The organism is Micromonospora sp. H33, from assembly GCF_052068455.1.
Taxonomy (GTDB): domain Bacteria; phylum Actinomycetota; class Actinomycetes; order Mycobacteriales; family Micromonosporaceae; genus Micromonospora.
Genome location: NZ_JBQHDE010000001.1, coordinates 640678 through 666133 on the forward strand (window position 1 = coordinate 640678; position 25456 = coordinate 666133).

22 protein-coding genes, 1 pseudogene and 1 riboswitch are annotated in these 25456 nt (G+C 73.4%); of the genes and pseudogenes, 9 read left to right on the forward strand and 14 right to left on the reverse strand.

The window, feature by feature from the left end; all coding sequences use genetic code 11:
• Positions 1-2 precede the first annotated feature (2 nt).
• Positions 3-176: pseudogene (locus ACTMS0_RS03025) on the reverse strand (type II toxin-antitoxin system RelE/ParE family toxin); the annotation flags it as partial.
• Positions 177-344: 168 nt separating this feature from the next.
• Here ACTMS0_RS03025 and ACTMS0_RS03030 point away from each other — a divergent pair.
• Both ACTMS0_RS03030 and ACTMS0_RS03035 read left to right on the forward strand, forming a co-directional pair.
• Positions 345-2408, forward strand: coding sequence for a HelD family protein (locus ACTMS0_RS03030; RefSeq protein ID WP_441153523.1), 2064 nt, complete (start codon positions 345-347; stop codon positions 2406-2408).
• Between the two features lie 174 nt (positions 2409-2582).
• A complete protein-coding gene (locus ACTMS0_RS03035) occupies positions 2583-3356 on the forward strand; it encodes a VOC family protein (protein ID WP_441153524.1) in 774 nt (257 codons plus the stop codon).
• Positions 3357-3449: 93 nt separating this feature from the next.
• Here ACTMS0_RS03035 and ACTMS0_RS03040 read toward each other — a convergent pair whose 3' ends face one another.
• The 4 genes from ACTMS0_RS03040 to ACTMS0_RS03055 form a co-directional block, all read right to left on the reverse strand.
• A complete protein-coding gene (locus ACTMS0_RS03040; RefSeq protein WP_441153525.1) occupies positions 3450-4232 on the reverse strand; it encodes an ABC transporter ATP-binding protein in 783 nt (260 codons plus the stop codon).
• Positions 4229-5320: a FecCD family ABC transporter permease gene (locus tag ACTMS0_RS03045; protein WP_441153526.1), complete on the reverse strand. Its 1092-nt coding sequence runs from the start codon at positions 5318-5320 to the stop codon at positions 4229-4231. Before ACTMS0_RS03045 ends, ACTMS0_RS03040 begins: the two co-directional genes overlap by 4 nt.
• A gap of 13 nt (positions 5321-5333) precedes the next feature.
• Positions 5334-6272 (reverse strand): ABC transporter substrate-binding protein, encoded by a 939-nt coding sequence (locus ACTMS0_RS03050; protein WP_441153527.1) that lies wholly within the window; start codon positions 6270-6272, stop codon positions 5334-5336.
• A gap of 111 nt (positions 6273-6383) precedes the next feature.
• Positions 6384-6445, reverse strand: a riboswitch (cobalamin riboswitch).
• A 177-nt stretch (positions 6446-6622) separates the two neighbouring features.
• Positions 6623-8500 carry a M14 family metallopeptidase gene (locus ACTMS0_RS03055; RefSeq protein ID WP_441153528.1) on the reverse strand — a complete coding sequence of 626 codons (1878 nt, stop codon included), beginning with the start codon at positions 8498-8500 and terminating at the stop codon, positions 6623-6625.
• Between the two features lie 217 nt (positions 8501-8717).
• Between ACTMS0_RS03055 and ACTMS0_RS03060 the strand changes: the two genes are divergently transcribed.
• Positions 8718-10064, forward strand: a complete 1347-nt coding sequence (locus ACTMS0_RS03060; protein ID WP_441153529.1) for a peptidase C39 family protein — start codon at positions 8718-8720, stop codon at positions 10062-10064.
• Between the two features lie 41 nt (positions 10065-10105).
• Here ACTMS0_RS03060 and ACTMS0_RS03065 read toward each other — a convergent pair whose 3' ends face one another.
• From ACTMS0_RS03065 to mqnE, 3 genes are read right to left on the reverse strand one after another with little or no spacing between them, the layout of a single operon-like run.
• A complete protein-coding gene (locus ACTMS0_RS03065) occupies positions 10106-10369 on the reverse strand; it encodes a DUF4229 domain-containing protein (protein WP_441153530.1) in 264 nt (87 codons plus the stop codon).
• 39 nt (positions 10370-10408) lie between these two features.
• The gene (locus tag ACTMS0_RS03070) at positions 10409-10831 is read right to left on the reverse strand and encodes a hypothetical protein (protein ID WP_441153531.1); all 423 of its coding nucleotides are present in this window, start codon (positions 10829-10831) and stop codon (positions 10409-10411) included.
• A gap of 22 nt (positions 10832-10853) precedes the next feature.
• Positions 10854-12023, reverse strand: a complete 1170-nt coding sequence (mqnE, locus tag ACTMS0_RS03075) for an aminofutalosine synthase MqnE (RefSeq protein WP_441153995.1) — start codon at positions 12021-12023, stop codon at positions 10854-10856.
• 242 nt (positions 12024-12265) lie between these two features.
• Between mqnE and ACTMS0_RS03080 the strand changes: the two genes are divergently transcribed.
• The 4 genes from ACTMS0_RS03080 to ACTMS0_RS03095 all read left to right on the forward strand — a co-directional run bounded on the left by ACTMS0_RS03080 (position 12266) and on the right by ACTMS0_RS03095 (position 17948).
• On the forward strand, positions 12266-13831 hold the full coding sequence (locus tag ACTMS0_RS03080) for an NlpC/P60 family protein (protein WP_441153532.1): 1566 nt from the start codon (positions 12266-12268) through the stop codon (positions 13829-13831).
• Positions 13832-13962: 131 nt separating this feature from the next.
• Positions 13963-15426 (forward strand): hypothetical protein, encoded by a 1464-nt coding sequence (locus ACTMS0_RS03085; protein WP_441153533.1) that lies wholly within the window; start codon positions 13963-13965, stop codon positions 15424-15426.
• A gap of 186 nt (positions 15427-15612) precedes the next feature.
• Positions 15613-17187 (forward strand): DEAD/DEAH box helicase, encoded by a 1575-nt coding sequence (locus tag ACTMS0_RS03090; RefSeq protein ID WP_441153534.1) that lies wholly within the window; start codon positions 15613-15615, stop codon positions 17185-17187.
• 140 nt (positions 17188-17327) lie between these two features.
• The gene (locus tag ACTMS0_RS03095) at positions 17328-17948 is read left to right on the forward strand and encodes a putative glycolipid-binding domain-containing protein (RefSeq protein WP_441153996.1); all 621 of its coding nucleotides are present in this window, start codon (positions 17328-17330) and stop codon (positions 17946-17948) included.
• Between the two features lie 89 nt (positions 17949-18037).
• Here ACTMS0_RS03095 and ACTMS0_RS03100 read toward each other — a convergent pair whose 3' ends face one another.
• Genes ACTMS0_RS03100 through ACTMS0_RS03110 form a run of 3 tightly spaced genes read right to left on the reverse strand, consistent with a single transcriptional unit; the run spans position 18038 to position 20532 of the window.
• On the reverse strand, positions 18038-19129 hold the full coding sequence (locus ACTMS0_RS03100) for a PLP-dependent cysteine synthase family protein (RefSeq protein WP_441153535.1): 1092 nt from the start codon (positions 19127-19129) through the stop codon (positions 18038-18040).
• Positions 19130-19151: 22 nt separating this feature from the next.
• Entirely contained in the window at positions 19152-20018 is an 867-nt protein-coding gene (locus ACTMS0_RS03105; protein WP_441153536.1) for an SDR family NAD(P)-dependent oxidoreductase, read from the reverse strand.
• 55 nt (positions 20019-20073) lie between these two features.
• Complete coding sequence (locus ACTMS0_RS03110) at positions 20074-20532, reverse strand: Lrp/AsnC family transcriptional regulator (RefSeq protein WP_441153537.1); 459 nt, start codon at positions 20530-20532, stop codon at positions 20074-20076.
• Between the two features lie 268 nt (positions 20533-20800).
• Here ACTMS0_RS03110 and ACTMS0_RS03115 point away from each other — a divergent pair, with 268 nt between their 5' ends.
• Positions 20801-21067 carry a BldC family transcriptional regulator gene (locus ACTMS0_RS03115; RefSeq protein WP_441153538.1) on the forward strand — a complete coding sequence of 89 codons (267 nt, stop codon included), beginning with the start codon at positions 20801-20803 and terminating at the stop codon, positions 21065-21067.
• Positions 21068-21135: 68 nt separating this feature from the next.
• Here the strand turns inward: ACTMS0_RS03115 and ACTMS0_RS03120 are convergent, their stop codons facing one another.
• Positions 21136-21765, reverse strand: coding sequence for a UbiX family flavin prenyltransferase (locus tag ACTMS0_RS03120; protein WP_441153539.1), 630 nt, complete (start codon positions 21763-21765; stop codon positions 21136-21138).
• A gap of 171 nt (positions 21766-21936) precedes the next feature.
• On the opposite strand from ACTMS0_RS03120, the gene ACTMS0_RS03125 reads away from it, so the two are divergent.
• Positions 21937-22899: a terpene synthase family protein gene (locus tag ACTMS0_RS03125; RefSeq protein WP_441153540.1), complete on the forward strand. Its 963-nt coding sequence runs from the start codon at positions 21937-21939 to the stop codon at positions 22897-22899.
• A 3-nt stretch (positions 22900-22902) separates the two neighbouring features.
• Here the strand turns inward: ACTMS0_RS03125 and mqnP are convergent, their stop codons facing one another.
• Together mqnP and ACTMS0_RS03135 are read right to left on the reverse strand one after the other, a co-directional pair.
• Positions 22903-23814: a menaquinone biosynthesis prenyltransferase MqnP gene (gene mqnP / locus ACTMS0_RS03130; RefSeq protein ID WP_441153541.1), complete on the reverse strand. Its 912-nt coding sequence runs from the start codon at positions 23812-23814 to the stop codon at positions 22903-22905.
• Complete coding sequence (locus ACTMS0_RS03135) at positions 23814-25274, reverse strand: menaquinone biosynthesis decarboxylase (RefSeq protein WP_441153542.1); 1461 nt, start codon at positions 25272-25274, stop codon at positions 23814-23816. Before ACTMS0_RS03135 ends, mqnP begins: the two co-directional genes overlap by 1 nt.
• Between the last annotated feature and the right edge of the window lie 182 nt (positions 25275-25456).

Here is a 25456-nt window from a genome sequence, read left to right on the forward strand (position 1 = left end):
GGCTACCGATGACGTATCGCCTCCCGATACCAGCGGGTCCACTGCCCGGACTTGTCACCCGCCACAAGCAGTACCGCCGAGCGCCATGGATCGAATACGAACAGGATGCGGATCTCGCTCCTGCCCGCCGACGGCGGTCGAAGTTCCTTCAAGTTGGTGATCGTGAAGGCAGTGAGGCCAGCAACCCGCAAATTCGGTGGAGGGGTGGTTGGTGTCGGCGTAGGCTTGCAGGCCGCTTGACGGCCGAGGTGAGCTTCGCACCGCATCGGACGTCCCCGCGCCGGGCGCCGGCCATCCGCCCCGGACACGCGAGCGATCAGCGATGACCTCAAGGGGAAATCAGCGTGACCGCAGCCGATCTCGCTCTCGACCAGGACCTCGCCGCGGAACGCGGACATCTGGACACCTCCCGCGCCGCCCTGCGCCGGATGCGCGAGCGCGCCGAGGCGCTCTTCGCCACCGGCGACACCGTCGCCGGTGACGCGTACACGGCCGAGCAGCTCGGCCGGCACCTGGCCCGCCGGGTCGCCGAGCTGGCCGACGACCCGACCACGCCACTGTTCTTCGGCCGGCTCGACTTCGGCGACGCCGACCTGGACCACGCCGGGCGGCGCTACCACGTCGGGCGGCGCCACGTGACCGACGACCGGGGTGAGCCGCTGGTGCTGGACTGGCGGGCCCCGGTGTCCCGGTCGTTCTACCGGGCCAGTGCCCGCGACCCGCAGGGCGTGGCGGTACGGAGGCGGTTCGGGTTCAACAACGGGGCGCTGACCAGCTTCGAGGACGAGCACCTCGACCGGGGCGAGGAGCTGGGCACGGCCAGCCGGATCCTCACCGCCGAGATCGAGCGCCCCCGCGTCGGGCCGATGCGGGACATCGTCGCCACCATCCAGCCCGAGCAGGACGAACTGGTCCGGGCCGACCTGGCCGACTCCATCTGCGTGCAGGGGGCGCCGGGCACCGGGAAGACCGCCGTCGGCCTGCACCGGGCCGCGTACCTGCTCTACCTGCACCGGGAGCGGCTGCGGCGCTCCGGTGTGCTGATCGTGGGGCCGAACCGGGCCTTTCTGTCGTACATCGCGGCGGTCCTGCCCGCCCTCGGTGAGGTGGAGGTGGAGCAGGCGACGGTGGAGGACCTGGTCGAACGGGTGCCGGTCCGCGCGGTCGACGACCCGGCCGTCGCGGCCGTCAAGCACGACGGGCGGATGGCCGACGTGCTGCGCCGGGCGGTGGACGCGCACATCGGCGAGCCGACCGAGCCGATCATGGTCTCGGACGGCTCGTTCCGGTGGCGGATCGGGCTGGAGCCGCTGCACCGGGTGATCGGGGAGACCCGCCGGGAAGGTCTGCCGTACGCGGTCGGCCGGGAGCGGGTCCGCGCCCGGGTGGTGGGCCTGCTGCAACGGCAGGCGGAGGCCCGGCGGGCCGAGTCGCCGAGCGACGCCTGGCTGCGCCGCATGGCGAAGTCCCGGCCGGTGACCGCCTTCCTGGACGAGGTCTGGCCGGCGCTCACCCCGGACGGGCTGCTGCACGAACTGTTCACCGACCCGCTGCGGCTGGCCGGGGCCGCCGACGGCCTGCTCACCGCCGAGGAGCAGGCCCTGCTGACCGCGCCCGGAACCGGCACGAAGCTGGGCCGCACGGCGAAGGCGACGCGCTGGACCGCCGCCGACGCGGTCCTCGTGGACGAGGCCGCCGGCCTGATCGAGCGGCCGGCCGGCTACGGGCACGTGGTGGTGGACGAGGCGCAGGACCTCTCCCCGATGCAGTGCCGGGCCATCGCGCGGCGCAGCGAGCACGGCTCGCTCACCCTGCTCGGCGACCTCGCCCAGGGCACCGCGCCGTGGGCCGCCCGGGACTGGCGCGAGACGCTGCGGCACCTGGGCAAGCCGGACGCGGCGGTGGTGCCGCTGACCGTCGGCTTCCGGGTGCCCGCCGCCGTGGTCGCGTTCGCCAACCGGTTGCTGCCGTCGCTGTCGGTGGACGTACCCCCGGCGGAATCGCTGCGTCGCGACGGCGCGCTGGACGTCCGTACCGTCGAGGACCTGCCGGCGGCGACGGTGGCGGAGGTGCGGGCGGCGCTCGCGCACGACGGCTCGGTGGCCGTGATCGCGGCGGACACCGCGGTCGACGGGCTGCGAGCGGCGCTGGCCGGCGCGGGGATCGAGACCGCGACCGCCGACGACCCGCCGGCCGGGGCGCGCGTCACGATGGTGCCCGCGACGGTGGTCAAGGGCCTCGAGTACGACCACGTCATCGTCGTCGAGCCGGCGGCCATCGTGGCGGCGGAGCCGCGCGGCCTGCACCGCCTCTACGTGGTGCTCACCCGGGCGGTGTCCCGGCTGGCCGTGCTGCACGCCGCGCCGCTGCCCGCACCCCTGACCGACGACTCAGCCGGACCGGGCTGAGGCGACCTGCCGCCGCGTCGACCTCGACGTACGCGCCGGGGCGGGCGGGGCGGGCGTGAGGGTCGCCGGTTCAGTTGACGTTTCCTCCGTTCGTACGCCGGACCGGGCACCGGCGGTGCCACGATGCCGGCAGGGCGTGCCGCCGGTGGCCGCCCCGGGCCGAGAGGGGTCGTCGTGAGCACCGTCCCGCCAGGTACGCCCTGCTGGACCGACCTGGCCACCCCGGACCTCACCGACGCGCGGCGCTTCTACCCGGAGCTGTTCGGCTGGACCGGGCAGATCGCGCCCGAGCCCGAGGCGGGCGGCTACACGGTCTTCCTCCTGGACGGCCGGGCCGTGGCCGGGGCGGGACCACCGGCGATCCCCGACCAGGTGCCCATCTGGTCGGTGTACGTCGCCACCGACGACGCCGACCTGGTGGCCGGGCGCGTCGAGCGGGCCGGCGGGCAGGTGGTGGTGCCGCCCTTCGAGGTGTTCGACCGGGGCCGGATGGCGGTGTTCAGCGACCCGGCGGGCGCGACCTTCAGCGTGTGGCAGCCGCTGGCGATGCCGGGCGGGGAGGTTTTCGACGTCCCGGGCGCGATGAGCTGGACCGAGCTGGTGACGCCGGACCCGGAGGGCGCGAAGGTCTTCTACGAGCTCGTGTTCGGCTGGCATCCGGACGGCCCGCCCACGGGGTCGGCCGCCCACACCGGCTGGCGGCTCGGCACCCGGATCGTTGCCGGGATGACCGTGCCGCTCGGCGACTTCCCGTCCGACGCGCCCGCGTACTGGTCGGTCTACTTCGGGGTGACCGACGCCGACGCGGCCGCCGCCCGCGCCGCCGCCCTGGGCGGCTCGATCCTGGTCCCCCCGCGCGAGATCCCGGCCGGCCGCTACACCGCCCTCCGCGACCCGCAGGGAGCCCTCTTCAACGCGATAACCCTCCCCGCCACCGCCCCCACCTGACCCGAGCCCGCGGCGATCATGCACTTCCGGCCCCCGGAACGCCCCTTTCACACCGGTTCGCCGGGGCGGAAAGTGCAAGATCGCGGAGGTGGTTCAGCGGCGGACGGGGACCACCAGGGGGCCGTGGTCGCCCTCGATGACCTTCACCGTGGCGCGGTAGTGGTCTGACAGCAGTTCTTCAGTGAGAACCTCGCGAGGGGGGCCCGTGGCGGCGACGCGGCCGTCGGCGAGGAGCACCATGCGGTCGGCGTACTCGCCGGCGATGGAGAGGTCGTGCATGGTGGCGAGCACGGTCAGGCCGTGCCCGTGCCGGAGCTGGTCGACCAGTTCGAGGACCTCCTGCTGGTGGCCGATGTCCAGGGCGCTGGTCGGCTCGTCCAGCAGCAGCAGGGTGGCGCCCTGGGCCAGCGCCCGGGCCAGGAAGACCCGCTGCCGCTCGCCGCCGGAGAGGGTGGCCAGCTCCCGGGCGTGGAACCCGGCCAGGTCCAGCCGGTCGAGGACGTCGTGCGCGGCGGCCACGTCAGCGGCGGACTCCCGACCCAGCGGCGGGATGTACGGGGTACGTCCGAGCAGCACGTAGTCCAGCACCGACATGCCGGCCGGCACCACCGGGGACTGCGCCACGGTGGCCACCACCCGCGCCCGGTCGCGGCGGCGCAGCGCCTGGATCGGCGTACCGAAGAGGGCGACCGCGCCCGCGGCGGGCAGCAGGCCGCCGACGGCGCGCAGCAGCGTCGACTTGCCGGCGCCGTTCGGGCCGATCACGGTGACCCACTCGCCGGCCGCGACGGTCAGGTCGACACCGCCGAGGATCGGCACGCCGTCCAGCCGGACGTGCAGGTCACGAACCTCGACGGCCGGAGGTGTGCCGGTCATCCGAGCATCCGCCGCGTGGTCCGCAGGACCAGGACGAAGAACGGGCCGCCGAGCAGGGCGGTGACCACGCCGATGGGGACCTCCTCCGGGGCGGCGGCCGTCCGGGCCACCACGTCGGTCAGCGCCAGGAACGCCCCGCCGAAGAGCATCGACAGCGGCAGGATCACCCGGTAGCTGGAGCCGGCGAGCAGCCGTACGGTGTGCGGGACGATGATCCCGACGAAGCCGATCAGCCCGGACGCGGAGACCGCGGCGGCGGTGCCGAGCGAGGCGGCGACGATCAGCAGGTAACGGGACCGTTGCGGGTGCAGGCCCAGGCTGGTCGCCTCGTCGTCGCCGACGGAGAGCACGTCCAGCTCGCGGCGGTGCAGCAGCACCACCACGGCGGTGAGCAGGAAGTACGGCAGGACCAGCCGCACGTCGTGCCAGCCGGCGGTGGCGAGCCGCCCCAGCAGCCACGAGTAGACCTGCTGGATGCTGTCCGAGTTGCGTTGCAGCAGGTACGTCTGCCCGGCGGAGAGGAACGCGGAGACGGCCACCCCGGCCAGGATCAGCGCCGCCGGGGAACGGGTCCGGCCGCCGGCGGCGCCGAGCAGGTACGTCATCACGACCGCGCCGATCGAGCCGACGAACGCGGCCAGCGGAACGGTGACCGGCAGCCCGGTCAGCGCGCCGCCGGCCCCCACCCCGGCGGTGATCACCACGGTGACCGCGAGACCGGCTCCGGCGGCCGCGCCGAGCAGGTACGGGTCGGCGAGGGGGTTGCGGAACACGCCCTGGTAGGCGCCACCCGCCAGGGCGAGCAGCCCGCCGACCAGCAAGCCGAGCACGGCCCGGGGCAGCCGCAGCTCGGTGACGATCGCGATCTCCCGCTCGGTCAGCCCGCTGTCGAGGCGTACCCCGGGAAGGAGGTTGAGCAGCTCGACCGCGACGCTGCCCGGCGGCAGGCTGACCGGGCCGAGCGACACGCCCGCGACCAGCGCGACCAGCACCGCGGCCATGCCGGCGACGACCCAGCGTGGCCGCAGCCCGGCGGGCCGGGACGCGGGTGGCGTCCCGGCCGGCCGGGTGAGGGGTGCTGTGATCATCGGGCAGCGAGCATCACGCGGGCACCTTGGCGGTCGCGTCGATGATCGTGCGGAGCAGGTCGACGACGCGCGGGCCCCAGCGCGAGGCGATGTCGTCGTCGAGACCGACGACCTGGTTGTTCTTCACGGCGGTGATCCCGGCCCAGCCGGCCCGGGCCTTGACCGTGTCCGCACTCTGCTGGCAGCACTTGGTGTCGGCGAGGAAGACGAAGTCGGGGTTCGCCTTGACGATGACCTCCTGGGAGAGCTGCGGGTAGCCGCCGCTCTTCCCGTCCGCGTCGGCCGGGTCGGCGATGTTCTCCAGGCCGGCGAGGCTGTAGATCGAGCCGATGAAGGTCTTGCTGGTGGCGGTGTACAGCTCGGGGCCCAGCTCGTGGAAGTAGGTCAGCTTCGCGGAGCGCTTCGGCAGGTCGGCGACCAGCTTGGCGATGTCGTCCTTCATCCGCTTGACCACGTCGGCGGCCTCGGCCGGGTGCCCGGTGAGCGTGCCCAGCTCGGTGATCTGCCGGTAGGTGTCGTCCAGCGTGGTGGCCGCCGGGGTGAGGAAGACCGGGATCTTCAGCGCGGTGAGCTGGTCGACGATCTTGTTGGTGTCGTTGGAGAGCACCACCAGGTCGGGGGCCTTGGCGGCGATCGCCTCGGCGTTCGGCTGGAAGCCGGACAGGTCGCTCTTCGGCGCCTCGGCCGGGTAGTTCGAGTTGTCGTCGGCCGCGGTCACCTGCTTGCCGGCGCCGATCGCGAAGAGCATCTCGGTGGCCGACGGCGACAGCGAGACGATCTTCTCCGGCCGCTCCTCGAGGGTCAGCGAGCCGACCGTCACCGGGTAGTTGGCGGCGGCCGAAGGGCTGCCGCCGGCCGCGGGGGTGTCGGAGGTCTTCTCGGCGCAGGCGCCGAGGGCGAGCGCGGCCACCGCGAGGGTCGCGGCGAAGAGCCGGGGGGTACGTCTGAGCATGGGTCCTCCTGTCGGTCGAGGAGCGTGGTGCTTCGCCGACAGGGAGCCGGAGCGCCCGTCCGCGAGGCGCCCTTCCTCGAGAGCGCGTGTCGCGACCACCACCGCAGGCGACCTGGCTCGTCCCCGGGTCTCGGGGCATCACAGTTGCGGGACAGCGCCGGTTTCGCACCGACTTCGCTGCGGGATGGTCGTAGCGCCTGTCCGCCCGGGCCGGGTAGCACGGGTGGAACAGGCCCTAGCACGGTAGCGCACGCTCCGGACCGCTCTCGCCGCTGGCCGCGGGCCTGTGACGAGAGGGTGGGTGGGGTGGGTGGGGCCCCGACGGGGGCGGGACGGGGCCCCACCCGTTCTCAGGAGGCGGTGATGGTGACGTTGTCCACGGCCGCCTCGACCAGGCTCGCCCCGGAGGCGTCCGCCGCCTCCACCTGAATGCGGACGGACTGCCCGGCGTACGGGGTCAGGTTGAGGCTGGCCACCGCCCAGGAGCCGTTGCGGTTGGTCGCCGCGCCGGCCTGGTTGAGCAGGGTGGTGGTGCCGCCGTTGTGCACGACGCTGACCCGGAGGTAGTCCGCGGAGGACGAGTTCGAGCCGTGCGCCAGGTACCAGGCCAGCGACAGCGTCAGCGTGCCGCTCGACGGCAGGGGCACCGCCGGGGAGCGGGCGCTGGTGACGCCGCCGTCGACGTCGTAGTCCCCCGCCCCGACGCCGGCCAGCCGGCCGGTGACCAGGTCGTTGCTGCCCGCGTACGGGGTGAGCTGCTTGGCGCCGCTGGAGGTGGTCGCCTGGGCGGCACCCCGCTCCCAGACGCCGAGGGTCGCGGCGTCGGTGCCGTTCGGGTTGATCGTCCAACCGGTCGCGGTCTCGAAGGTGTCCGACCAGACCGTGGTGCCACCACCGCCGCCGCAGTACTGACCCTGCTTACCGATCGCCCGGTACGGGCAGTCGGCGTACTCGGCGAGGATCAGCACCGCCTCGCGGTTGCGGGAGGTCTCGCGCGAGATCACCTCGTCGGGCGGGTAGAAGCCGCCCCCGCCGGCGGAGCCGGGGTACATCTCGAAGGTGTAGGCCCAGATGCCGTGCTGGCCCCACATCCAGTCGATGCTGTCGCCGTCGGTGATGTAGAGGTCGCTGGACTGCTGCGGGGTGTAGCCGTTGGTGTTCGCCATCTGCTGGCCGATGGTGGCGAAGGTGTTGTACTGGTCGGCGCTCATCCCCGGGGCGGTGTTGTTGTACGTGTAGCCGAACGGCCACAGCACCAGCTCGGAGTAGGTGTGGAAGTCGATGTTGGCCTTGAGCTGCTGCGTCCCGCCGACGACCCGGCTGTTGACGAAGTTGCGAAGCGCGGCCGTCTCCGGCGCGGAGAAGGCCGACGGGCCGCGGTAGGTCTCGGACGACGTCGAGCCGGACGAGCCCCCGCAGCAGCCCCACTGGTAGGACCAGTTGCGGTTCAGGTCGGTGCCGACGTACGACGAGCCGCTGTTGGGCTGCCGGTTCTTCCGCCAGGAGCGGTACGAGCCGGTGGCGACGTCGTACTCGCTGCCGTCCGGGTTGACCGTCGGCACGATCCACAGCTCCCGGCTGTTGACGATGCCGGTGATCCGGGAGTCGGTGCCGTAGTTGTCGGTGAACAGGTTGAGCAGGTAGACCGCCATCTCCACGGTGAGGTGCTCGCGGGCGTGCTGCTGGGCGTTGAAGAGGATCTCCGGCTCGTTCTCGTCGGTCGCGACGTTGTCGGAGATCTTCACCGCCATCAGGTCGCGGCCCTCGTACGAGCTGCCGATGCTGATCTTCCGGGCGATGGACGGGTGGTCGGCCACGACCTTGTTCACCGCCGCCGTCAGCTCGGCGTAGTTGTGGTAGTTGGAGTCGGCGGGCGGGAAGTCGAGGGTGCCGATCTCCCCGTCGGCGGTGCCCCGGTCGGTGGGCAGCGCCGCGACGGCCTCCAGCCGGAAGCCGAGCCGGGTGATGGCGGCGGCCTCGGCGCGGGTGGCGGAGACGTGCAGGACGCCGTGCTCCGAGTAGTCGATCGAGGCACCGGTCCTGGCGACCGCGGTGCGGTCGGCCAGCGTACGCGGGCCGAGCACCCGGTAGGGCACGGCGGCCGGTTCTCCGGAGCGATCCGGGGCCGGTTCCGCGGAGACCGGCGGCGCGGCGAGGGTGAGCAGGCCGAGCCCGGCGGCGATGACGAGGGCGAGGCGACGGCGGAGGGCGGGGTTGCGGAAGGCCATGGACAACCTCCTGGGGAGGCGCGGGAGATCTCTCCCGCTCGGTGGAGCACACTCCACCACCGGTCACATGGTCATATCAACATCCATCCATCTCTACTTTCCATGCCAGCCGGATCCTCATCCTGGCAATGATTTTCCATGCGTCGGCCTCTGGCGAAAATTCCTTCCGAGCGGGACACTGACCGGCAACGATGCCCACCTCTCCCGTGGAGTACCGATGCCCAGACCACGCCTTCGCGCTGCCGCCCTCGCCGGCGTCACCGCGCTCGCCCTCCTCGGCACCACGACACCGGCCACCGCGGGGCCGCTCGCCGCCGCGCCGGCCACCGCCACCGTCGGGCACGACGAGCAGATCACGTACCACGACTGGTCGGGCGGGACCGACTGGCTCGCCGGCACGCTTGCCGGCACCGTCGCCATCCCGACCGGCCTCACCCTCGGCACGCCGGTCGGCACGGTCGCGTACAAGGACCCGCACACCAAGAGCAAGCGGACCTGGGCGTACGGCACGTGGACCTCGCCGGTGACCGACATCGGCTTCGACGCGAGCGAGCTCGTCGCCTCCTGGAACGCCGACACCCCGACCGGCACCTGGATCCAGGTGGAGTTGCAGGGCGCCTACTCCTCCGGCGCGCAGACCCCCTGGTACGTCATGGGTCGCTGGGCTTCGGGTGACGGTGACATCAAGCGCACCAGCGTCGACAAGCAGAGCGACAAGTGGTCGACCATCTGGACCGACACCTTCTCCATCAACGACCCGGCGGCCGGCGTGCTGCTGGACGCCTACCAGCTCCGGGTGACCCTCTACCGCGACCCGGCGCAGACCGCCTCGCCGGTGCTGCGGATGGTCGGGGCGATGTCCTCGTACGTCCCGGACCGGTTCACCGTCCCGGCCAGCACCGGCGGGATCGCCTGGGGCACCGAACTGGCCGTGCCCCGGTACTCGCAGAACGTCCACGCCGGTCACTACCCCGAGTACGACGGCGGCGGTCAGGCCTGGTGCTCCCCCACCTCGACCACCATGGTGATCGAGTACTGGGGCCGGCGAGCCTCGGCGGAGGACACCGCATGGGTCGACCCGTCCTATCCGGACCCGACGGTCAACCACGCCGCCCGGATGGTCTACGACCACCAGTACGACGGTGCCGGCAACTGGCCGTTCAACACCGCCTACGCCGCCTCCTTCCCCGGCATGGAGGGACGGGTCACCCGGCTGCACTCGCTGGACGACGTGGAGCGCTTCATCGCCGCCGGCATCCCGGTCGTGACCAGCCAGTCCTTCCTCGCCAGCGAGCTGGACGGCGCGAACTACGGCACGTCCGGGCACCTGTTCGTGGTGGTCGGCTTCACGCCGGCCGGTGACGTGATCGTCAACGACCCGGCCTCGTCCAGCAACGACGTGGTGCGCAACGTCTACAAGCGGGACCAGTTCGAGCAGATCTGGCTGCGGACCAAGCGGATCAACGCCAGCGGCGGGGTGTCCGGCGGCTCCGGCGGCATCGCCTACCTGATCAAGCCCACCGACGTCCCCTGGCCCTCGGCCCCCGGCTCCACCACCTGGTGACGGCTCCGGTCCGGAGGGCGCCGGTGCCGGCGCCCTCCGGATCAGGGGTTCGTCGGCTCCTCGTCCTCGCCGGCCAGGGCCGACCGGAGGCGCTCCTTCTCGGCGCGGCGCCGCTCGGCGGCCGCGGCCATCTCCTCGGCCATCTCGTCCCGCCAGCCCTTCAGCAGGAAGAACGAGGCGGCCGCCGAGAAGACCAGCGCCAGCATCAGCTTGATGAAGACGTTCAGGTCGGTGAACCAGAGGGCCGCCAGCACGATGACGAACAGCCCGATCCGGCCCAGCGTGTACTTGACCGCCGCGCTCATCTCCGTACTCCGTTCTCCGCCGCCGGTCGGGCGGCGGCGTCAACCCGTCCGGCGGGCCAGCCACCGTACGCCGGGGAACCACACCACCGCGTACGCCACGGTGAAGGCCGCCGCGCCCAGCCCGCCGGACAGCAGCGGCGGCAGCCCGGCGGCCAGGCCGGCCACCACCAGCCCCGCCGTCACCGCCACCGCGCCGGCGACCAGCACGGCCACCACCCGGGCGGCGCCGAACTCCCAGGCGCGGAAGTCCTCCCAGTAGAGCCACGCCGGCAGGATCACCGCCAGCCACCCGTTGGCCCGGCCGAACTCCCCGGCACCGAACGAGGCGAAGGCCCAGTCGAAGAGCACCACCGCCAGCAGCCCGACGACCAGGCCGGCCAGGCTCACCCCGAGCAGGTCGCCCAGGGTCAGGATGCGCCCCTCGGCGTCGCGCCGGGGAAAGCCGCTCTGCTGCTCGGTCATGGCCTACGAGGTTACGTGCCGGTCAGGCCCACACCTGCTGCGGCTCGGCACGCCGCTCCGCCAGCGTCGGCGCGGCGTCGTACTCGCGCACCACCTCGTAGCGGGTGTTGCGCTCGACCGGGCGGAAGCCGGCGTCCCAGATCAGGTTCAGCAGATCCTCGCGGTGCATGGTGTTCGGCGTGCCGTACGAGTCGGCGTCGTGGGTGATCTTGTATTCCACGACGGAGCCGTCCAGGTCGTCCACCCCGAAGTTCAGCGAGAGCTGGGCGACCGAGAGGCCGTGCATCACCCAGAAGCACTTCACGTGCGGGACGTTGTCGAAGAGCAGCCGGGACACCGCGAAGGTCTTCAGCGACTCGGCCGGGGAGGCCATCGTCGTGCGGGCCTGGATCCGGTTGCGGATCTTGCCGTCCGCCGAGTCGACGAAGTCGTGCTGGTAGCGCAGCGGGATGAAGACCGCGAAGCCGCCGGTCTCGTCCTGCAGTTCGCGCAGCCGCAGCACGTGGTCGACTCGGTGCCGGGGCTCCTCGATGTGCCCGTACAGCATGGTCGACGGCGTCTTCATGCCCTTGCTGTGGGCCAGCCGGTGGATGCGCGACCAGTCCTCCCAGTGGCAGGCGTGGTCGACGATGTGCTGCCGGACCTCCCAGTCGAAGATCTCCGCGCCGCCGCCGGTCAGCGACTCCAGGCCGGCGTCCATCAGCTCGTCGAGGATCTCGTCGGCGGAGAGGCCGCTGATCTTCTCGAACCACTGCACCTCGGTCGCGGTGAAGCACTTGAGCTTGACCTTCGGCAGGGCCGCCTTCAGCTCGCGCAGCACCTTCGGGTAGTAGCGCCAGGGCAGCGTCGGGTGCAGGCCGTTGACGATGTGCAGCTCGGTGAGCTGCTCGTCCTCCATCTCCTTGGCCTTGCGGACCGCCTCGTCGATGCGCATCGTGTAGGCGTCCTTCTCGCCCGGCTTGCGCTGGAACGAGCAGTACGCGCAGCTCGCGCTGCACACGTTGGTCAGGTTGAGGTGCCGGTTGACGTTGAACATCACCCGGTCGCCGTTCAGCTCGGTGCGGCGGTGGTGCGCGAGCCGGCCCAGCCAGGCGAGGTCGTCGCTCTCGTAGAGCGCGATCCCGTCCTCACGGGTCAGCCGCTCGCCGGCGTACACCTTCGCTTCGAGCTCACGCTTGAGTCCGGCGTCCATGTCCAGCCACGTCCCTTCCACCTGCGGTCCCGATCGAGCCTACGTCGGCCGGCCGAGCCGCCGTCAGCGCGGTCGGCGGCCAGCGACGCACTTCACCGCGTTCTCAGCGAGCCGTAACCCGGCGACACATCGACATCGCTGCCCGCGTGCGGTAAGACAGGATGGGGCGCGACACACACCACTGTTAGCGTCCCGGCGCCGCGCGCACCGAGCGCGGCCACACACGCCGGACGGGGAGCGGAATGGTCGACAGCAGGCACGGACGACGGCCGAGTCGACGGAGCCCGGTGATCTCGCCGGTGCTGCGTCCGAAGCTCTGGTCCGCCCTCCTCGGGGCCGTCGCCGCCGCCGTGCTGAGCACCCCCGCGTACGCCGAGCCGGCGCTGCCCACCACCGTGCCGGACACGGGTGCCCGCCCGGTCGCGTCCGGCCCGCTGAGCCTGCCCGGCGGCATGCCGCTCGCCCCGACTCCGGGCGCGGTCGGCGCGCCGGTCACCAACCTCGTCAACGGCCCGCTCGCCACGCAGATCTACGCCGCCGAGGCGCGCATCGGCCAGCTCAGCGACGAGCTGCTCCTGCTGCGGCAGAAGCGCACCGAGGCCGAGGCGCAGCTCGTCACCGCCGAGCGCGACCTGGCCCTGGCGCGGGACGCGCTGGCCCGGGCTCAGGAGCGGGCCGACAGCGCCGTCACCGAGGCGATGAAGGCCGCCGCAGCCCTGCCACCCGCCGAGTTCGCGACCGACCTGCACGACCTGAGCCAGCTCTCCCGGATCACCCGCGGCGAGGAGGTCGAGGGCGGGGACACCACCGCCGCGACCCGCGAGCTCAACCGGGCCCGCACCGGCGAGCAGGCCGCCCAGCAGGGGCTGCTGGCCGCGCAGGGCCGGGTGCAGACCGCCCGCACGGCGTACACGACGAGCGAGCAGGCGCTCCGCGCCGAGGAGGCGAAGCTCGCCACGCTGCGCAAGGACAACGCGGCACAGCTGATCGAGCTGGAGCGCCAGCAGGAGGCCGCGGAGCAGGCGCTCGGCGCCGGGTACATCGCCAACGAGACGGCGAACGGGCTGGCCGCGCACCCGATCGCACTCCAGGCGCTCGCGTACGCGAAGGCCCAGCTCGGCGACCCGTACCTGTGGGCGGCCGAGGGGCCGGACCGGTTCGACTGCTCGGGCCTCATCTGGGCCGCATACCGGTCGGCCGGCTACTACGACCTCCCGCGGGTCTCCCGCGACCAGTACTACGCGACCCGGTACCGCACGGTGGCCCGCACCGCCCTGCTCCCCGGTGACCTGCTCTTCTTCGCGTCCGGGACGAGCTGGACGAGCATCCACCACATGGGGATGTACGTCGGCGGCGGCAAGATGATCCACGCCCCGAGCACCGGCGACGTCGTCAAGATCTCGACGGTGCGCTGGTCCCGCCTCTACGCGGCCACCCGGGTCGTCGGTGGGGTCCCCGCGCCGACCACGCCGGCCCCCACGCCGAGCGCGACGGCCTCCCCGAAGCCCTCGGCCTCCCCGAAGCCGTCGGCCACCCCCAAGCCGACTCCGTCGACCACGCCGTCGCCCAGCACGTCCCCGTCGCCGTCCACCTCGCCGTCCACCTCGCCGTCGGCGACCCCGTCCGCGTCGACCTCGCCGACGCCGTCGCCGACCGCCAGCACGCCCGCCCCGTCGAGTCCCGCGACCGAGCCCTCGTCGCCGTCGCCGGACACGACGACCAGCCGCGCCGTCCCGACCACGGCCGCGAGCAGTTCGGCGCCGTCGGAGAGCACGTCGGCCAGCGCCTCGGCGAGCACCGGCAGCTGACGCGACCCGCCCGGTCACCGTCCGATACCGACTCCTGCTGTGCGGTCGGGACGGAATGTGGCACGGTGAGACTCAGGCACACCCGGTCCGGCGTCACCGATCCGGGTGCGAGCGTGGCGCGGAGGACGAGCATGGCCGAGCAGAACGTCCCGGTGGACCCGTCCGCCCCCGACCTCACCGGCGAGCCCGGCGGGCCGGGTGGCGACGGCCCGGGCACGACGTCCACGCCCGACTCCGCCAGTCACCCCCCGACCCCGGACGTCGACGGGGCCCGTCCCCGGTCCGCTGCGCCCGCGCCCACCCGGGGCCAGGTCAGCGTCGCCACCGCGGTCGCCCCGCCGTCCGACGGCGTGGTCCCGACCGGCGCGGGCGCGACGACCTACCGGGCGACGGGATCCGCCTCCGTACCGTCGCCGGCGGTTCCCGGTCAGCGCGCCGCCACGTCAGAACCGGACTCCAGGCCCACACCCGCCTCCACCGGGCCGGACGCAGCCGCTCGCGGGACGACCGACACCGCCGAGGGAACCGGACCGGCGGAGGGCACACCGGCACCCACCGCCGCAGCGCCCGACGCCGGCGCTCGCGGGACGAGCGACGCCGCCGAGGAGGCCCAGCCGGCGGACGCCCCGGACGGCAAGCCCGCGGACGAGGTCCGCGAGGTCGCGGGCGCCGCGCGGGCCAGCGTGTCGGTGCCCGGGGCGAGCCGGGTCTCGGTCGCCGAGGCGGCGGCCATCCGGTCGGTCACCGGAGAGGCGCGGATCTACCGGGCAGGGCCGGTCAACCCGGAGCCCCCCGAGCCGGCGCAGCCACCGGAGCCGGCGCAGCCACCCAAGCCTCCCGTGCCGGAACCGGAGCCCGCACCCGCCCCCACCCCGCCCGTCCCCGGGCCGCCCCCGCCGTCGCCCACCCCACCGGTGCCGGGCCCCACGCCGCCGCCCACGCCGGGGCCGTACCCGCCCGGCCCGATCCCGCCGCGACCGACACCGCCCGGCCCGGTCCCGCCCGGACCGGTCCCGCCCGTGCCGGTCCCGCCGGCGCCGCCGCCCGGTCCGCCGGTGCCCCCACCTCCGCCACCGCCCGGCCCGATGCCGTCGCCCCCGTTCCCGCCGCCGCCCGCGACCTCGTCGTCCGCCGAGGCGGCCGGGCAGCCGGCACGGCTCACCGGACGCGCCGCGGTGTCGGCCCCGACGACGGTGCCCGGCCCGCGCGGCGCCGCCCCGTCGTCCGCCACCGCCGCCCCACCGTCCGCCGCCGGCGGTCCGCCGGCCACCCGGGCGGGCGGCGCGTGGAGCGGGTCCGGCCGGCCGGACCGGTACGAGGGCGACCTGGGCTCGATCTACGGCGGCGGGACGGAGGGGCCGGGCTTCGCCACCGTCGCCTTCCCGGCGAACACCCTGGAGACTTCGGGTTCCCTGACCGGGCACATCCTCGCCCAGGGCTGGACCGAGACCCCGGCCGAGGAGCGGTCCAGCAACGCCCGCGTGGTGCTCGTCCTGGTCGCGTCGGTGGGTCTGCTGGTGGCGATCAGCGTGCTGGTCGTCCTGCTCGCCAACGACGCGATGGACGGGCTGGTGGGCAGCATCCTGAACGGGTGAGCGTCGGGTGAGTCGCCCCACTACCGGTCGGCGGCGGCGTGGCGGTACGGGCCGACCGTCGTACACTGGTGGAGATCACTGACCTGGCGCGCCCGACGCGCGCCCATGGGCGGTCTTGCGGGCGATCCGGCGGCGTGCAGCCGCGGCGGGCCATCGCGAAGATGCGCCCCGCTTGAAAGGCCTTTCTTGACCACCTCGTTCGACCCTGGCACGACCTCGTCCGCCTCCGACACCACGATCGACTTCGCCGCCCTCGGGCTGCCCCAGCCGCTGGTCCGGGCCCTGGCCCGGCAGGGCATCACCACGCCGTTCGAGATCCAGCGCGCCACCATGCCGGACGCGCTGGCCGGTCGCGACGTGCTCGGGCGCGGCCAGACCGGCTCCGGCAAGACCCTCGCCTTCGGCCTGCCCCTGCTGGCCCGCGTGGCCGCCGGGGAGCGGGCCCGGCCCCTGCGCCCGCGCGCCCTGGTCCTGGTTCCGACCCGGGAACTCGCCATGCAGGTCAACGACGCCCTGCTCCCTCTCGGCAAGGCCGTCGACGTGTTCCTCAAGACCGCGGTCGGCGGCGTGCCGTACGACCGGCAGATCGACGCCCTGCGCCGCGGGGTCGAGGTCGTGGTGGCCACCCCTGGGCGGCTCGGGGACCTCATCGACCGGGGCGTCTGCCGCCTCGACGACGTCGAGGTCACCGTGCTGGACGAGGCGGACCAGATGGCCGACATGGGCTTCCTGCCCGAGGTCACCGAACTGCTGGCGAAGACCCCGGCGGACGCGCAGCGGCTGCTCTTCTCGGCCACTCTGGACGGTGACGTGGACGCGCTGGTCAAGCGGTTCATGACCGACCCGGTCACCCACTCCACCGCTCCGCCGACGGCGGCCGTGTCCACCATGGATCACCACCTCCTGCTGATCCCGCCGCACGACAAGTTCCCCGTCGCCGCGTCCATCGCGGCCCGGGAGGGTCGGACGATGGTGTTCGCCCGTACCCAGCTCGGTGTCGACCGGCTGGTGCAGCAGCTGGCCGCGGTCGGCGTACGGGCGGGGGGCCTGCACGGCGGCAAGACCCAGCGGATGCGCACCCGCACCCTCGCCGAGTTCCGCGAGGGCCGGGTGAACGTCCTGGTCGCCACCGACGTGGCGGCGCGGGGCATCCACGTCGACGGCGTCTCGCTGGTGCTGCACGTCGACCCGCCGAAGGACCCGAAGGACTACCTGCACCGGGCGGGGCGTACCGCGCGGGCCGGCGAGTCGGGTGCGGTGGCGACCCTGGTCCTGCCGAAGCAGCGCCGCACCACCCTCGCGATGCTCGAGAAGGCCGGCGTGGAGCCGGCAGAGACCCGGGTCCGGGCCGGTGACCCGGCCCTGGCCGAGCTGATCGGCGCCCGCGAGCCGAGCGGCGTCCCGGTCCGGGACGAGCCCGAGCCGCGCCGGTCCTCGGGTCCGCGCCGCCCCGCGTACCGGAGCCACGGCGAGCGCACCGAGCACGGGCGGCCGGCGGATCGCGCCGACCACCGGCGGTACGGCGAGCAGCGGCGCTTCGGGGAGCGGGCCGACGACCGGCGCTTCGGCGACCGGAGCCTCGGCGAGCGGGCCGACGACCGGCGCTTCGGCGAGCGCGGCGAGCAGCGACGCTTCGGGGAGCGGGCCGACCACCGGCGCTTCGACGACCGCCGCCACCCGGGCCGGCCGGCCGACGGCCGCTCGGAGCGGCGATCGGGTGACCGACCCGTCGCTGGGCGCCCGGCCGCGGGCCGGCACTGACCCACGGGACGTGATCGGATACGTCGGAGCGGCAGTCCGGCCGGCGTGTCGGCCCGGTCCGACGTATCCGATCATCGACGGCGCGGCCGACTGCGCTGCCCGGCCTCGTCGGGTCGCTGTAGCGTCGGTTCATGCCGACCATGCCGAAGTCGTTCCTCTGGACCCGGACGGACACCGCCGGCGCCGAGCACGCTCTCGTCGACGACGGGCGGGGTCTGACGGCGCGGGGCACCCAGGTCGCCGTGGACCCGATCCCGTACACGTGCCGCTACCAGCTCACCACCGACCCGGACTGGGTCACGACCGGCCTGGTGGTGGAGGCCGAGGGGTCGGGCTGGCTGCGCAGCGTACGCCTGGAACGGGCGGTCGACCGGTGGCGGGTGACCACGGCCGAGCAGGGTGACCTGGACACGGCGCTGGCGGCCGCCGGTCAGCCGCCCGCCGGCCTGCCGGGCACCGACGACCCGGACCGGCTGGCCGACGCCCTCGACGTCGACCTCGGCGGGTCGGCGCTCTTCAACACCCTGCCGGTACGCCGGCTCGGGCTGACCGGCGCACCCGCCGACACCCCGCACCGGATCGCGGTCGCCTGGGTGCTGGTGCCGAGCCTGTTGGTGGTCGCCGCCGAGCAGGTCTACACGGGACTGGGCCCCGGCCGGGTGCGTTTCCACAGCGACACGTTCACCGCCGAACTGGACGTAGACGGCGACGGGTACGTGCTGCGCTACCCGGGGCTCGCGGAGCGGGCCGCACCGCGCTGAGCACGCAGCGCCGCGCTGAGCGCGCAGCGCCGCGCTGAGCGCGCAGCGCCGCGCTGAGCGCGCAGCGCCGCGCTGAGCGCGCACCCTCGTCAGGCGGGCCAGGCTCCGTCGGTGAGGAAGCGTTCGACGGTCGCCAGGTGCGGGGCCAGGTCGAGGCCCTGGGCGGCCACCCAGTCGTCGGCGTAGTAGGTGTCGGCGTAGCGGTCCCCGGCGTCGCAGATCAGGGTGACGACCGAGCCGGTACGCCCCTCGGCCAGCATCTCGGCGATCAGCCCGAACGCGCCCCACAGGTTGGTCCCGGTGGAGCCGCCGACCTGCCGGCCGAGGACGGCCGAGCCGGCCCGCATGGCGGCCAGGGAGGCGGCGTCCGGCACCTGGACCATCCGGTCCACGACGGAGGGCAGGAAGGACGCCTCGACGGTGGGCCGGCCGATCCCCTCGATGCGGGAGCCGCGTCCGGTGCGCACCGACCAGTCGGCGGCCTGCCACGCCGGGTAGAACGCGGAGTTCTCCGGGTCCACCACGCAGAGCTTGGTGGGCAGCCGCCGGTAGCGGGCGTACCGGCCGATGGTGGCGCTGGTGCCGCCGGTGCCGGCGCCGACGACGACCCACGCCGGTACGGGATTCCGCTCCAGGGAGAGCTGCGAGAAGATCGACTCGGCGATGTTGTTGTTGCCCCGCCAGTCGGTGGCGCGCTCGGCGTACGTGAACTGGTCCATGAAGTGGCCGCCGGAGTCCTCGGCCAGCCAGCGCGCCTCGACGACCACCTTGGCCGGGTCGTCCACCAGGTGGCACCGACCCCCCTGGAACTCGATCTTGGAGATCTTCTCCGGCGACGTGGAGGCCGGCATCACCGCGATGAACGGCAGCCCGAGCATCCGGGCGAAGTACGCCTCGGAGACCGCGGTCGACCCGGAGGAGGCCTCCACGATGGTGGTGGCGGGCCCGATCCAGCCGTTGCAGAGCCCGTACAGGAACAGCGAGCGGGCCAGCCGGTGCTTCAGGGAGCCGGTCGGGTGCACCGACTCGTCCTTGAGGTAGAGATCGATCCCCCACTCCCGGGGCAGCGGGAACGGCAGCAGGTGGGTGTCGGCCGACCGGTTGGCGTCCGCCTCCACCGCGGCGATCGCCTCGGTCACCCAACGCCGGCTGGCCTCGTCGCACCGGTCGAGATGAGTCACGCCGGAAACCTAGCAAGCCTGGTCAGTGCCGTTCGGCGCCGGTCCGGCGGCGCTGCCGGCGCTGGCCGGCCCGGCCGAGGCGCATCACCACCGGCAGGAGCCACAGCGCCGCGCCGGGCAGTGCGTCGAGGAGGCGGACCTGCGCGCCCCGCCAGCGCGGGACGGCGACCACCGGGCGTGGTCGCCGGGCCAGCCGCGCGGCCCGGCGGGCGACGCGTTCCGGCGTGAGCAGCGTCCCGGTGAAGGAGGCCGCCGCGCCCGGGTCGTCCAGCCGGTCGTGCAGCATCGGCGTCCAGATCCCGTCCGGGCACAGGCACGACACGTGTACGCCCCGGTGCCCGGCCAGCCGCAGGTCGGCCTGGGTGCCGATGCTGAACGCGACGAGGGCGTGCTTGCTGGCCGCGTAGACCGTCTCGCCCGGAGCGGCCACCAACCCGGCGAGCGAGACGACGTTGAGCACGTGCCCGTACCCCTGGGTCCGCATGACCGCCAGCGCCGCCAGGGTGCCGTTCATCGCGCCGAGCGTGTTGACCTCCAGCACCCGGCGTCGGGTGGCCGCGTCGTGCTCCCAGGAGGGCCCGGTGATCAGGATGCCGGCGTTGTTGACCCAGAGCCCGAGACCGCCGCGCCCGGCCGCCTCGGCCGCGATGTCGGCGCAGGCCGCCTCGTCGCGGACGTCGAGCGCGCGGGACCAGCCGCCCAGCGGCGCCGCGGCGTCGGCCACCGCGTCGGGGTCGAGGTCGGTGAGGAGCACCCGCCATCCGTCGGCGTGCAGCGCGGCGGCGATGGCCCGCCCCAGGCCACCGGCCGCACCGGTCACGACGGCGGTTCCGGGGGCGGTGGCGGTACCGGTGGCGGCGGGGCCCGCGCCGGTCGTCGGGGTGGTCATCGGCGCACGCTACTACCGCTGGTCCGGCTGCCGCCAGAGCCGCGACAGCGACGCTTCAGGCTGGCAGCGGGGGGACGGGCTGGGGGCGGTTCTCCCATTTGGTCGACAGGGCGATGCTGGTGCGGGTCGACGCCACGCCGGGGGTGCGGTTCAGGCGCACGATGAGCTGCTCCAGCTCGGCGATGGTGCCGACCCGGGCCTTGAGCAGGAACGACTCGACGCCGGCCATGAAGTAGCAGGACTCGATCTCGGCGATGGCCCGGAACGACTCCAGCACGTCGTCGGTGTCCGCGGCCGAGTCCTCGACGATGCCGATGAGGGCCGTCACCCCCAGGCCGATGGTCTCCGGCTCCACCTCGGCCCGGTACGCGCGGATCACGCCGCTGGACTCGAGCTTGCCGACCCGTTCGTGCACGGCCGGGGCGGAGAGGCCCACCTGTCGGGCAAGCTCGGCGTACGAGAGGCGGGCGTTGCCGCGCAGCAGCTCAACGAGGCTCAGGTCGATCGCGTCCACGGACTGTAGACCCTAGTCGTACCGTCGTCACGCCGAGTGCGCGGTCCCGGATGAGCATACGGAGCGTAATTGTTCACAAACCGGCCGTCAAGACGGACGTTCGCGGGTAACATTTCCTAACTTCCCACTCAGTGGGTTTTTCGCGTTTGGCGGACAAGCCAGGTCGCCGGTGCTGTAATTGCCATACGTCCCTCATGACGGCTCTGGGCTCGCACCGGCCGGGGGCAGTGTGTTCAGCCGGGGGCTTCGTCGACGCGAGGAGGGGGCTGTGGACACTGGAGATCGCCTGCTGACACCGGGTGAGGTCGCCGCGCTGTTTCGGGTTGATCCCAAGACTGTGACGAGGTGGGCGGCGGCGGGCCGGATAGGCAGCATCCGGACTCCAGGCGGGCATCGCCGGTTCCGGGAATCCGAGGTGCGAGCCCTGCTCGAGGGGGAGGGCATGTTGGACGAGACGGAGGACATGGGCAAGCCGCGCAACGTGGGCCCCACCGCCTCGACCGGTTCCGGCCCGGCCAACGCCGGGATGTACTGAATCGGTGTGACGGCGCGCGGACCGGACGCTGGCAACCGGTCCGCGTGCCGGCCGGACCCGGCGGGCGCTCAGTCGCGCGCCGCGCCCAACTCACCCGCCCAGCGGCGGAAGAGCGTGTGCGGTACGCCCAGGGCGTCCAGCACCTTGCCGGCGACGAAGTCGACGAGCTGCGCGGCGGAGGCCGCCGCTCCCGCGCCGTAGAAGCCGGGGCTCGCCGGTAGCACCACCGCACCGGCGTCGTGCAGGGCGATGAGGTGCTCCAGGTGGCTCCGCGTCACCGGCGTCTCGCGGGGTACCACGACCACCGGCCGGCGCTCCTTGAGGTTGACCTCGGCCGCCCGTTGCAGCAGGTCCTTGGAGAGGCCGATGGCGATGCCGGCGCAGGCGGCCGTGCTCGCCGGGACGACCGCCATTCCGCGTACCCGGTACGAGCCGCTACTCGGCCCGGCCGCGAGGTCGCCCGCCGGCCAGTGGCGTACGTCGGTGCCGGCGAGGTCCCGCCCCAGCCAGGCGGCGAGGTCCTCGGCCCAGTGACCGTCCCGGAACGACCGGCCGGTCTCGTCCAGGATGGTCAACCGGGCGGCCCGGGACACGATCAGGTCCACCGGTTCGCCGGCGTCGAGCAGCGCCCGGACGACAGCCGCCGCGTACGGGGTACCGGATGCCCCGGACACCCCGACCACCCATGGTTCGCGCATGCCTTCAGACTGCCTGGTGGTCGAGGCCCGGCGGTGGGCACCCCCGGTTTGGGGGAGATTGCCACCTGCTCAGCCCCCTTGTCCGCCCGGGAGGGCGGGTGTCCCGCCGACCTGACATGCTTTCCGCGGCGATTTGCATCGTAGGCAGCTCGCACGCGGGAGGAATCGGTGATGACCGGCGCGGTCCTCTGGTCGCTACGGGCCGAGTGCCCGATCGCGCCCCGGATCTCGCCGTACGCCGACGCGGTGCAGCGGTGGCTCGTCGACGAGCTGCTGCCCGACCTCGACCTGCCGCTGGACGCCGCGGCCCGGAGACGGCTGGCCGCCGCCGGCGTCGCCCGGTACGCCGGCCGGCTCTACCCCGGCGCCACCGAGGCCGATCTGCGGGTGCTCACCGCGCTCTTCACCTGGTTCTTCCTCGTCGACGACGCCTGCGACGGGCCGCAGCGGCTCGCCCCGGACGAGATCCGCGCGCTGCGCACCGGGACGGTGACGGTGCTGCACGGCGGGGCCCGCCTCCGGTCCCCCGGGCTGGACGGCGGGCTGCGGCGACTGCTGGTCCGCGCGTGGCGGGAGCCCCGCCGCCGGATGCCGGCGCGGTGGCGGGCCCGCGTCGCCGACGCGGTCGCCCACCACCTCGACGGCACCTGGCGGGAGGCGGTCGGGAAGGCCGCCGGCCGCCGGCCGGGCGTGAGCGAGTACGTCGAGCTGCGGCGCGCCACCTCGGCGGCGTACCTGTCGTACCCGCTGGTGGAGTTCGTGACCGGGCGCCCGCTGCCGGACCCGGTCTACCACCATCCGGCGCTGCGCCGGGTCGCCGACACCGGCAACGACCTGCTCTCCTGGTACAACGACCTGGCCTCGCTGGAGCGGGAGCAGCCCACCGCCGTGGGGCACAACCTGGTGCTGGCCATCGCCGCGGAGCGGCGTGTGCCGCTGGCCGAGGCGGTCGAGCTGGTGGCCGACCGCTGGCGGGAGTCGATGCGCCGCTTCGTGCGGCTGCGGGCCGAGGTGCCGTCGTTCGGCCCGGCGCTGGACGCGTCGGTCGGCGACCATCTCGACGTGGTCGCCAACGCCGTCCGGGGCACCATCGACTGGACCCTCGAGAGCAGCCGCTACGCGGGCGCGCGCTGACCGTCAGGGGCGCAGCCCGAGGCGGACCACCAGGTCGAGAACGGCGACGACGAAGAGCGCGATGCCGACGAACCCGTTCGCCGTGAAGAACGCCCGGTTGACCCGGCTCAGGTCGGTCGGGCTCACCACCACGTGCTGGTACGCGAAGGCGACCGCCGTCAGCGCCAGCCCGATCCACCAGAGCCAACCGAAGCCCACCAGGGCGCCGAACCAGATGAACAGCGCGAAGGTCACCACGTGCGCGACCGTCGAGGCGCGCAGCGCGAAGCGCAGCCCGTAGCGGGCCGGCACGCTGTGCACGCCGATCTCCCGGTCCACCTCCGCGTCCTGGCAGGCGTAGATCAGGTCGAAACCGCCGATCCACAGCCCCACCGCCACCCCGAGCAGCCAGGCCGGCCACGAGCCGGCGAAGGTGCCGGTCACCGCCAGCCAGGCGCCGACCGGGCCGACCGCCTGCGCCACCGCGAGGATCGCGTGCGGCCAGTTGGTGAACCGCTTGCCGTACGGGTAGACGACCAGCGGCACCACCGCGAGCGGCGCGAGCACCAGGCAGAGCGGGTTGAGCAGCGCGGCGGCGGCCAGGAACACGACCAGTGCGACGGCCGCCCCGGTCCAGGCCGTCCGCACGCTCACCGCGCCGGTCACCAACTCCCGGTTGGCGGTACGCGGGTTCCGCGCGTCGATCCGCCGGTCCAGGATCCGGTTGGCGGCCATCGCGAACGTCCGCGCCCCGACCATCGCCACGGTGATCAGCAGCAGGTCGAGCCAGCGCACCCGCCCGCCGTCGACCTGCATCGCGGTCAACGCCGACAGGTACGCGAACGGCAGCGCGAACACCGAGTGCTCGATCGCCACGAGTTTGAGGAAGGACTTCACCCGGCCCGGACGCTGGACCGGCGCGTCGACGACGGCCATCAGACGCCGTACTCCTTCCACCGCTTGTCGACCAGGGACACGACCTCCGGCGACATGGTCATCTCCTCGGGCCAGCCCCGCGTGTAGCCCTCCTCGGGGAGCTTGCGGGTGGCGTCGACGCCCGCCTTGCCGCCCCAGAACTGCTGGTACGACGAGTGGTCGAGGTGGTCCACCGGCCCCTCGGTGAGCAGCAGGTCGCGGGCGTAGTCGACGTTGCCGAAGGCCCGGAAGGCGACCTCGTTGTAGTCGTGCACGTCGCAGTCCTCGTCGACGATCACGATCAGCTTGGTCAGCGACATCAGGTGCGCGCCCCAGATCGCGTTCATCACCTTCTGCGCGTGCTTCGGGTAGCGCTTGCGGATGGACACGATCGCGCAGTTGTGGAAGACGCCGGCGGCCGGCAGATCGTAGTCGACGATGTCCGGGATCAGCAGCTTGAGCAGCGGCTGGAAGATCCGCTCGGTGGCCTTGCCGAGGCCGTGGTCCTCCTGGGGCGGCTTCGAGGTGATGATCGAGTGGTAGACCGGGTCACGCTGCATCGTCATGGTCTCGACGTGCAGGACGGGGAACGGCTCCACCGGCGTGTAGAAGCCGGTGTGGTCGCCGAACGGGCCCTCCGGCAGCCGCTCGCCGGGCTCGAGGTAGCCCTCCAGCACCACCTGGGCGTGCGCCGGCACCTGGAGGGGCACGGTGAGGCAGTCGACCATCTCGACCCGCTCGCCGCGCAGGAAGCCGGCGAACAGGTACTCGTCGATGTCACCGGGAAGCGGGGCGCTCGCGGCGTACGAGACCACCGGGTCGCAGCCGATGGCGATGGCGACCGGCAGCCGCTGGCCGAGCCGCTCGGCGACCGCGTGGTGGGCGGTGGAGTCCTTGTGGATCTGCCAGTGCATGCCCAGCGTGTTCCGGCTGTGCTGCTGGAGCCGGTACAGGCCGAGGTTGCGCTTGCCGGTCTCCGGGTGCTTGGTGTGGGTCAGGCCGAAGTTGTGGAAGACCCCGCCGTCGCCCGGCCACACCTGCAGGCCGGGCAGCCGGTTCAGGTCGACGTCGTCGCCTCGGTACACGACCTGCTGGCAGGGCGCGGTCTTCACCTTGCGCGGCGGCACCGACTTGAGCTGCATGACCTTGCCCAGGCCCTCGCGGATGCCGGACCACCCGACCGGCAGCTCCGGCTTGATCAGCCCGCCGATCCGCTCCCCGATCTCGTCCAGCGACTCCACACCGAGCGCCATCGCCATCCGCTTCTCGGTGCCGAACAGGTTGATCGCCACCGGCATCTCGCCGCGGGTCGGCCGCTCGAAGAGCAGCGCCGGGCCACCCGCGCGGACCGTGCGGGTGACGATTTCGCTGATCTCCAGGGTGGGGTCGACGGGGACGCCCACCCGGCGCAGCTCGCCCGCGCGTTCCAGCGCCGCGAGGAAGTCCTTGAGATCGGTGTACGGGAAGCCACGAGCCGCCATACCCGCCAGTCTCCCGCACCCCGGTCGTGGCCGGCCGAGGCGGGTCCCCCGAGCCCCCGCGACGGCACGTGACCATTCGTCGCGCTGAACCCTCGCCGCGGGTTCCTGTCCGCTTTGGCGTACTTGTCGGGAATAAGAACGTACTCTGCTCCGCAAGGAAGTCGAGAGACGGAGGTCTGCCA

What these genes read in the sequence shown, in the direction of transcription:
- ACTMS0_RS03040 (WP_441153525.1), bottom strand. Translation starts at nt 4,232, where the DNA reads ATGACCGGCACACCTCCGGCCGTCGAGGTTCGTGACCTGCACGTCCGG.
- ACTMS0_RS03045 (WP_441153526.1), bottom strand. Translation starts at nt 5,320, where the DNA reads ATGATCACAGCACCCCTCACCCGGCCGGCCGGGACGCCACCCGCGTCC.
- ACTMS0_RS03050 (WP_441153527.1), bottom strand. Translation starts at nt 6,272, where the DNA reads ATGCTCAGACGTACCCCCCGGCTCTTCGCCGCGACCCTCGCGGTGGCC.
- ACTMS0_RS03055 (WP_441153528.1), bottom strand. Translation starts at nt 8,500, where the DNA reads ATGGCCTTCCGCAACCCCGCCCTCCGCCGTCGCCTCGCCCTCGTCATC.
- ACTMS0_RS03060 (WP_441153529.1), top strand. Translation starts at nt 8,718, where the DNA reads ATGCCCAGACCACGCCTTCGCGCTGCCGCCCTCGCCGGCGTCACCGCG.
- ACTMS0_RS03065 (WP_441153530.1), bottom strand. Translation starts at nt 10,369, where the DNA reads ATGAGCGCGGCGGTCAAGTACACGCTGGGCCGGATCGGGCTGTTCGTC.
- ACTMS0_RS03070 (WP_441153531.1), bottom strand. Translation starts at nt 10,831, where the DNA reads ATGACCGAGCAGCAGAGCGGCTTTCCCCGGCGCGACGCCGAGGGGCGC.
- mqnE (WP_441153995.1), bottom strand. Translation starts at nt 12,023, where the DNA reads ATGGACGCCGGACTCAAGCGTGAGCTCGAAGCGAAGGTGTACGCCGGC.
- ACTMS0_RS03080 (WP_441153532.1), top strand. Translation starts at nt 12,266, where the DNA reads ATGGTCGACAGCAGGCACGGACGACGGCCGAGTCGACGGAGCCCGGTG.
- ACTMS0_RS03085 (WP_441153533.1), top strand. Translation starts at nt 13,963, where the DNA reads ATGGCCGAGCAGAACGTCCCGGTGGACCCGTCCGCCCCCGACCTCACC.
- ACTMS0_RS03095 (WP_441153996.1), top strand. Translation starts at nt 17,328, where the DNA reads ATGCCGAAGTCGTTCCTCTGGACCCGGACGGACACCGCCGGCGCCGAG.
- ACTMS0_RS03105 (WP_441153536.1), bottom strand. Translation starts at nt 20,018, where the DNA reads ATGACCACCCCGACGACCGGCGCGGGCCCCGCCGCCACCGGTACCGCC.
- ACTMS0_RS03120 (WP_441153539.1), bottom strand. Translation starts at nt 21,765, where the DNA reads ATGCGCGAACCATGGGTGGTCGGGGTGTCCGGGGCATCCGGTACCCCG.
- ACTMS0_RS03125 (WP_441153540.1), top strand. Translation starts at nt 21,937, where the DNA reads ATGACCGGCGCGGTCCTCTGGTCGCTACGGGCCGAGTGCCCGATCGCG.
- mqnP (WP_441153541.1), bottom strand. Translation starts at nt 23,814, where the DNA reads ATGGCCGTCGTCGACGCGCCGGTCCAGCGTCCGGGCCGGGTGAAGTCC.
- ACTMS0_RS03135 (WP_441153542.1), bottom strand. Translation starts at nt 25,274, where the DNA reads ATGGCGGCTCGTGGCTTCCCGTACACCGATCTCAAGGACTTCCTCGCG.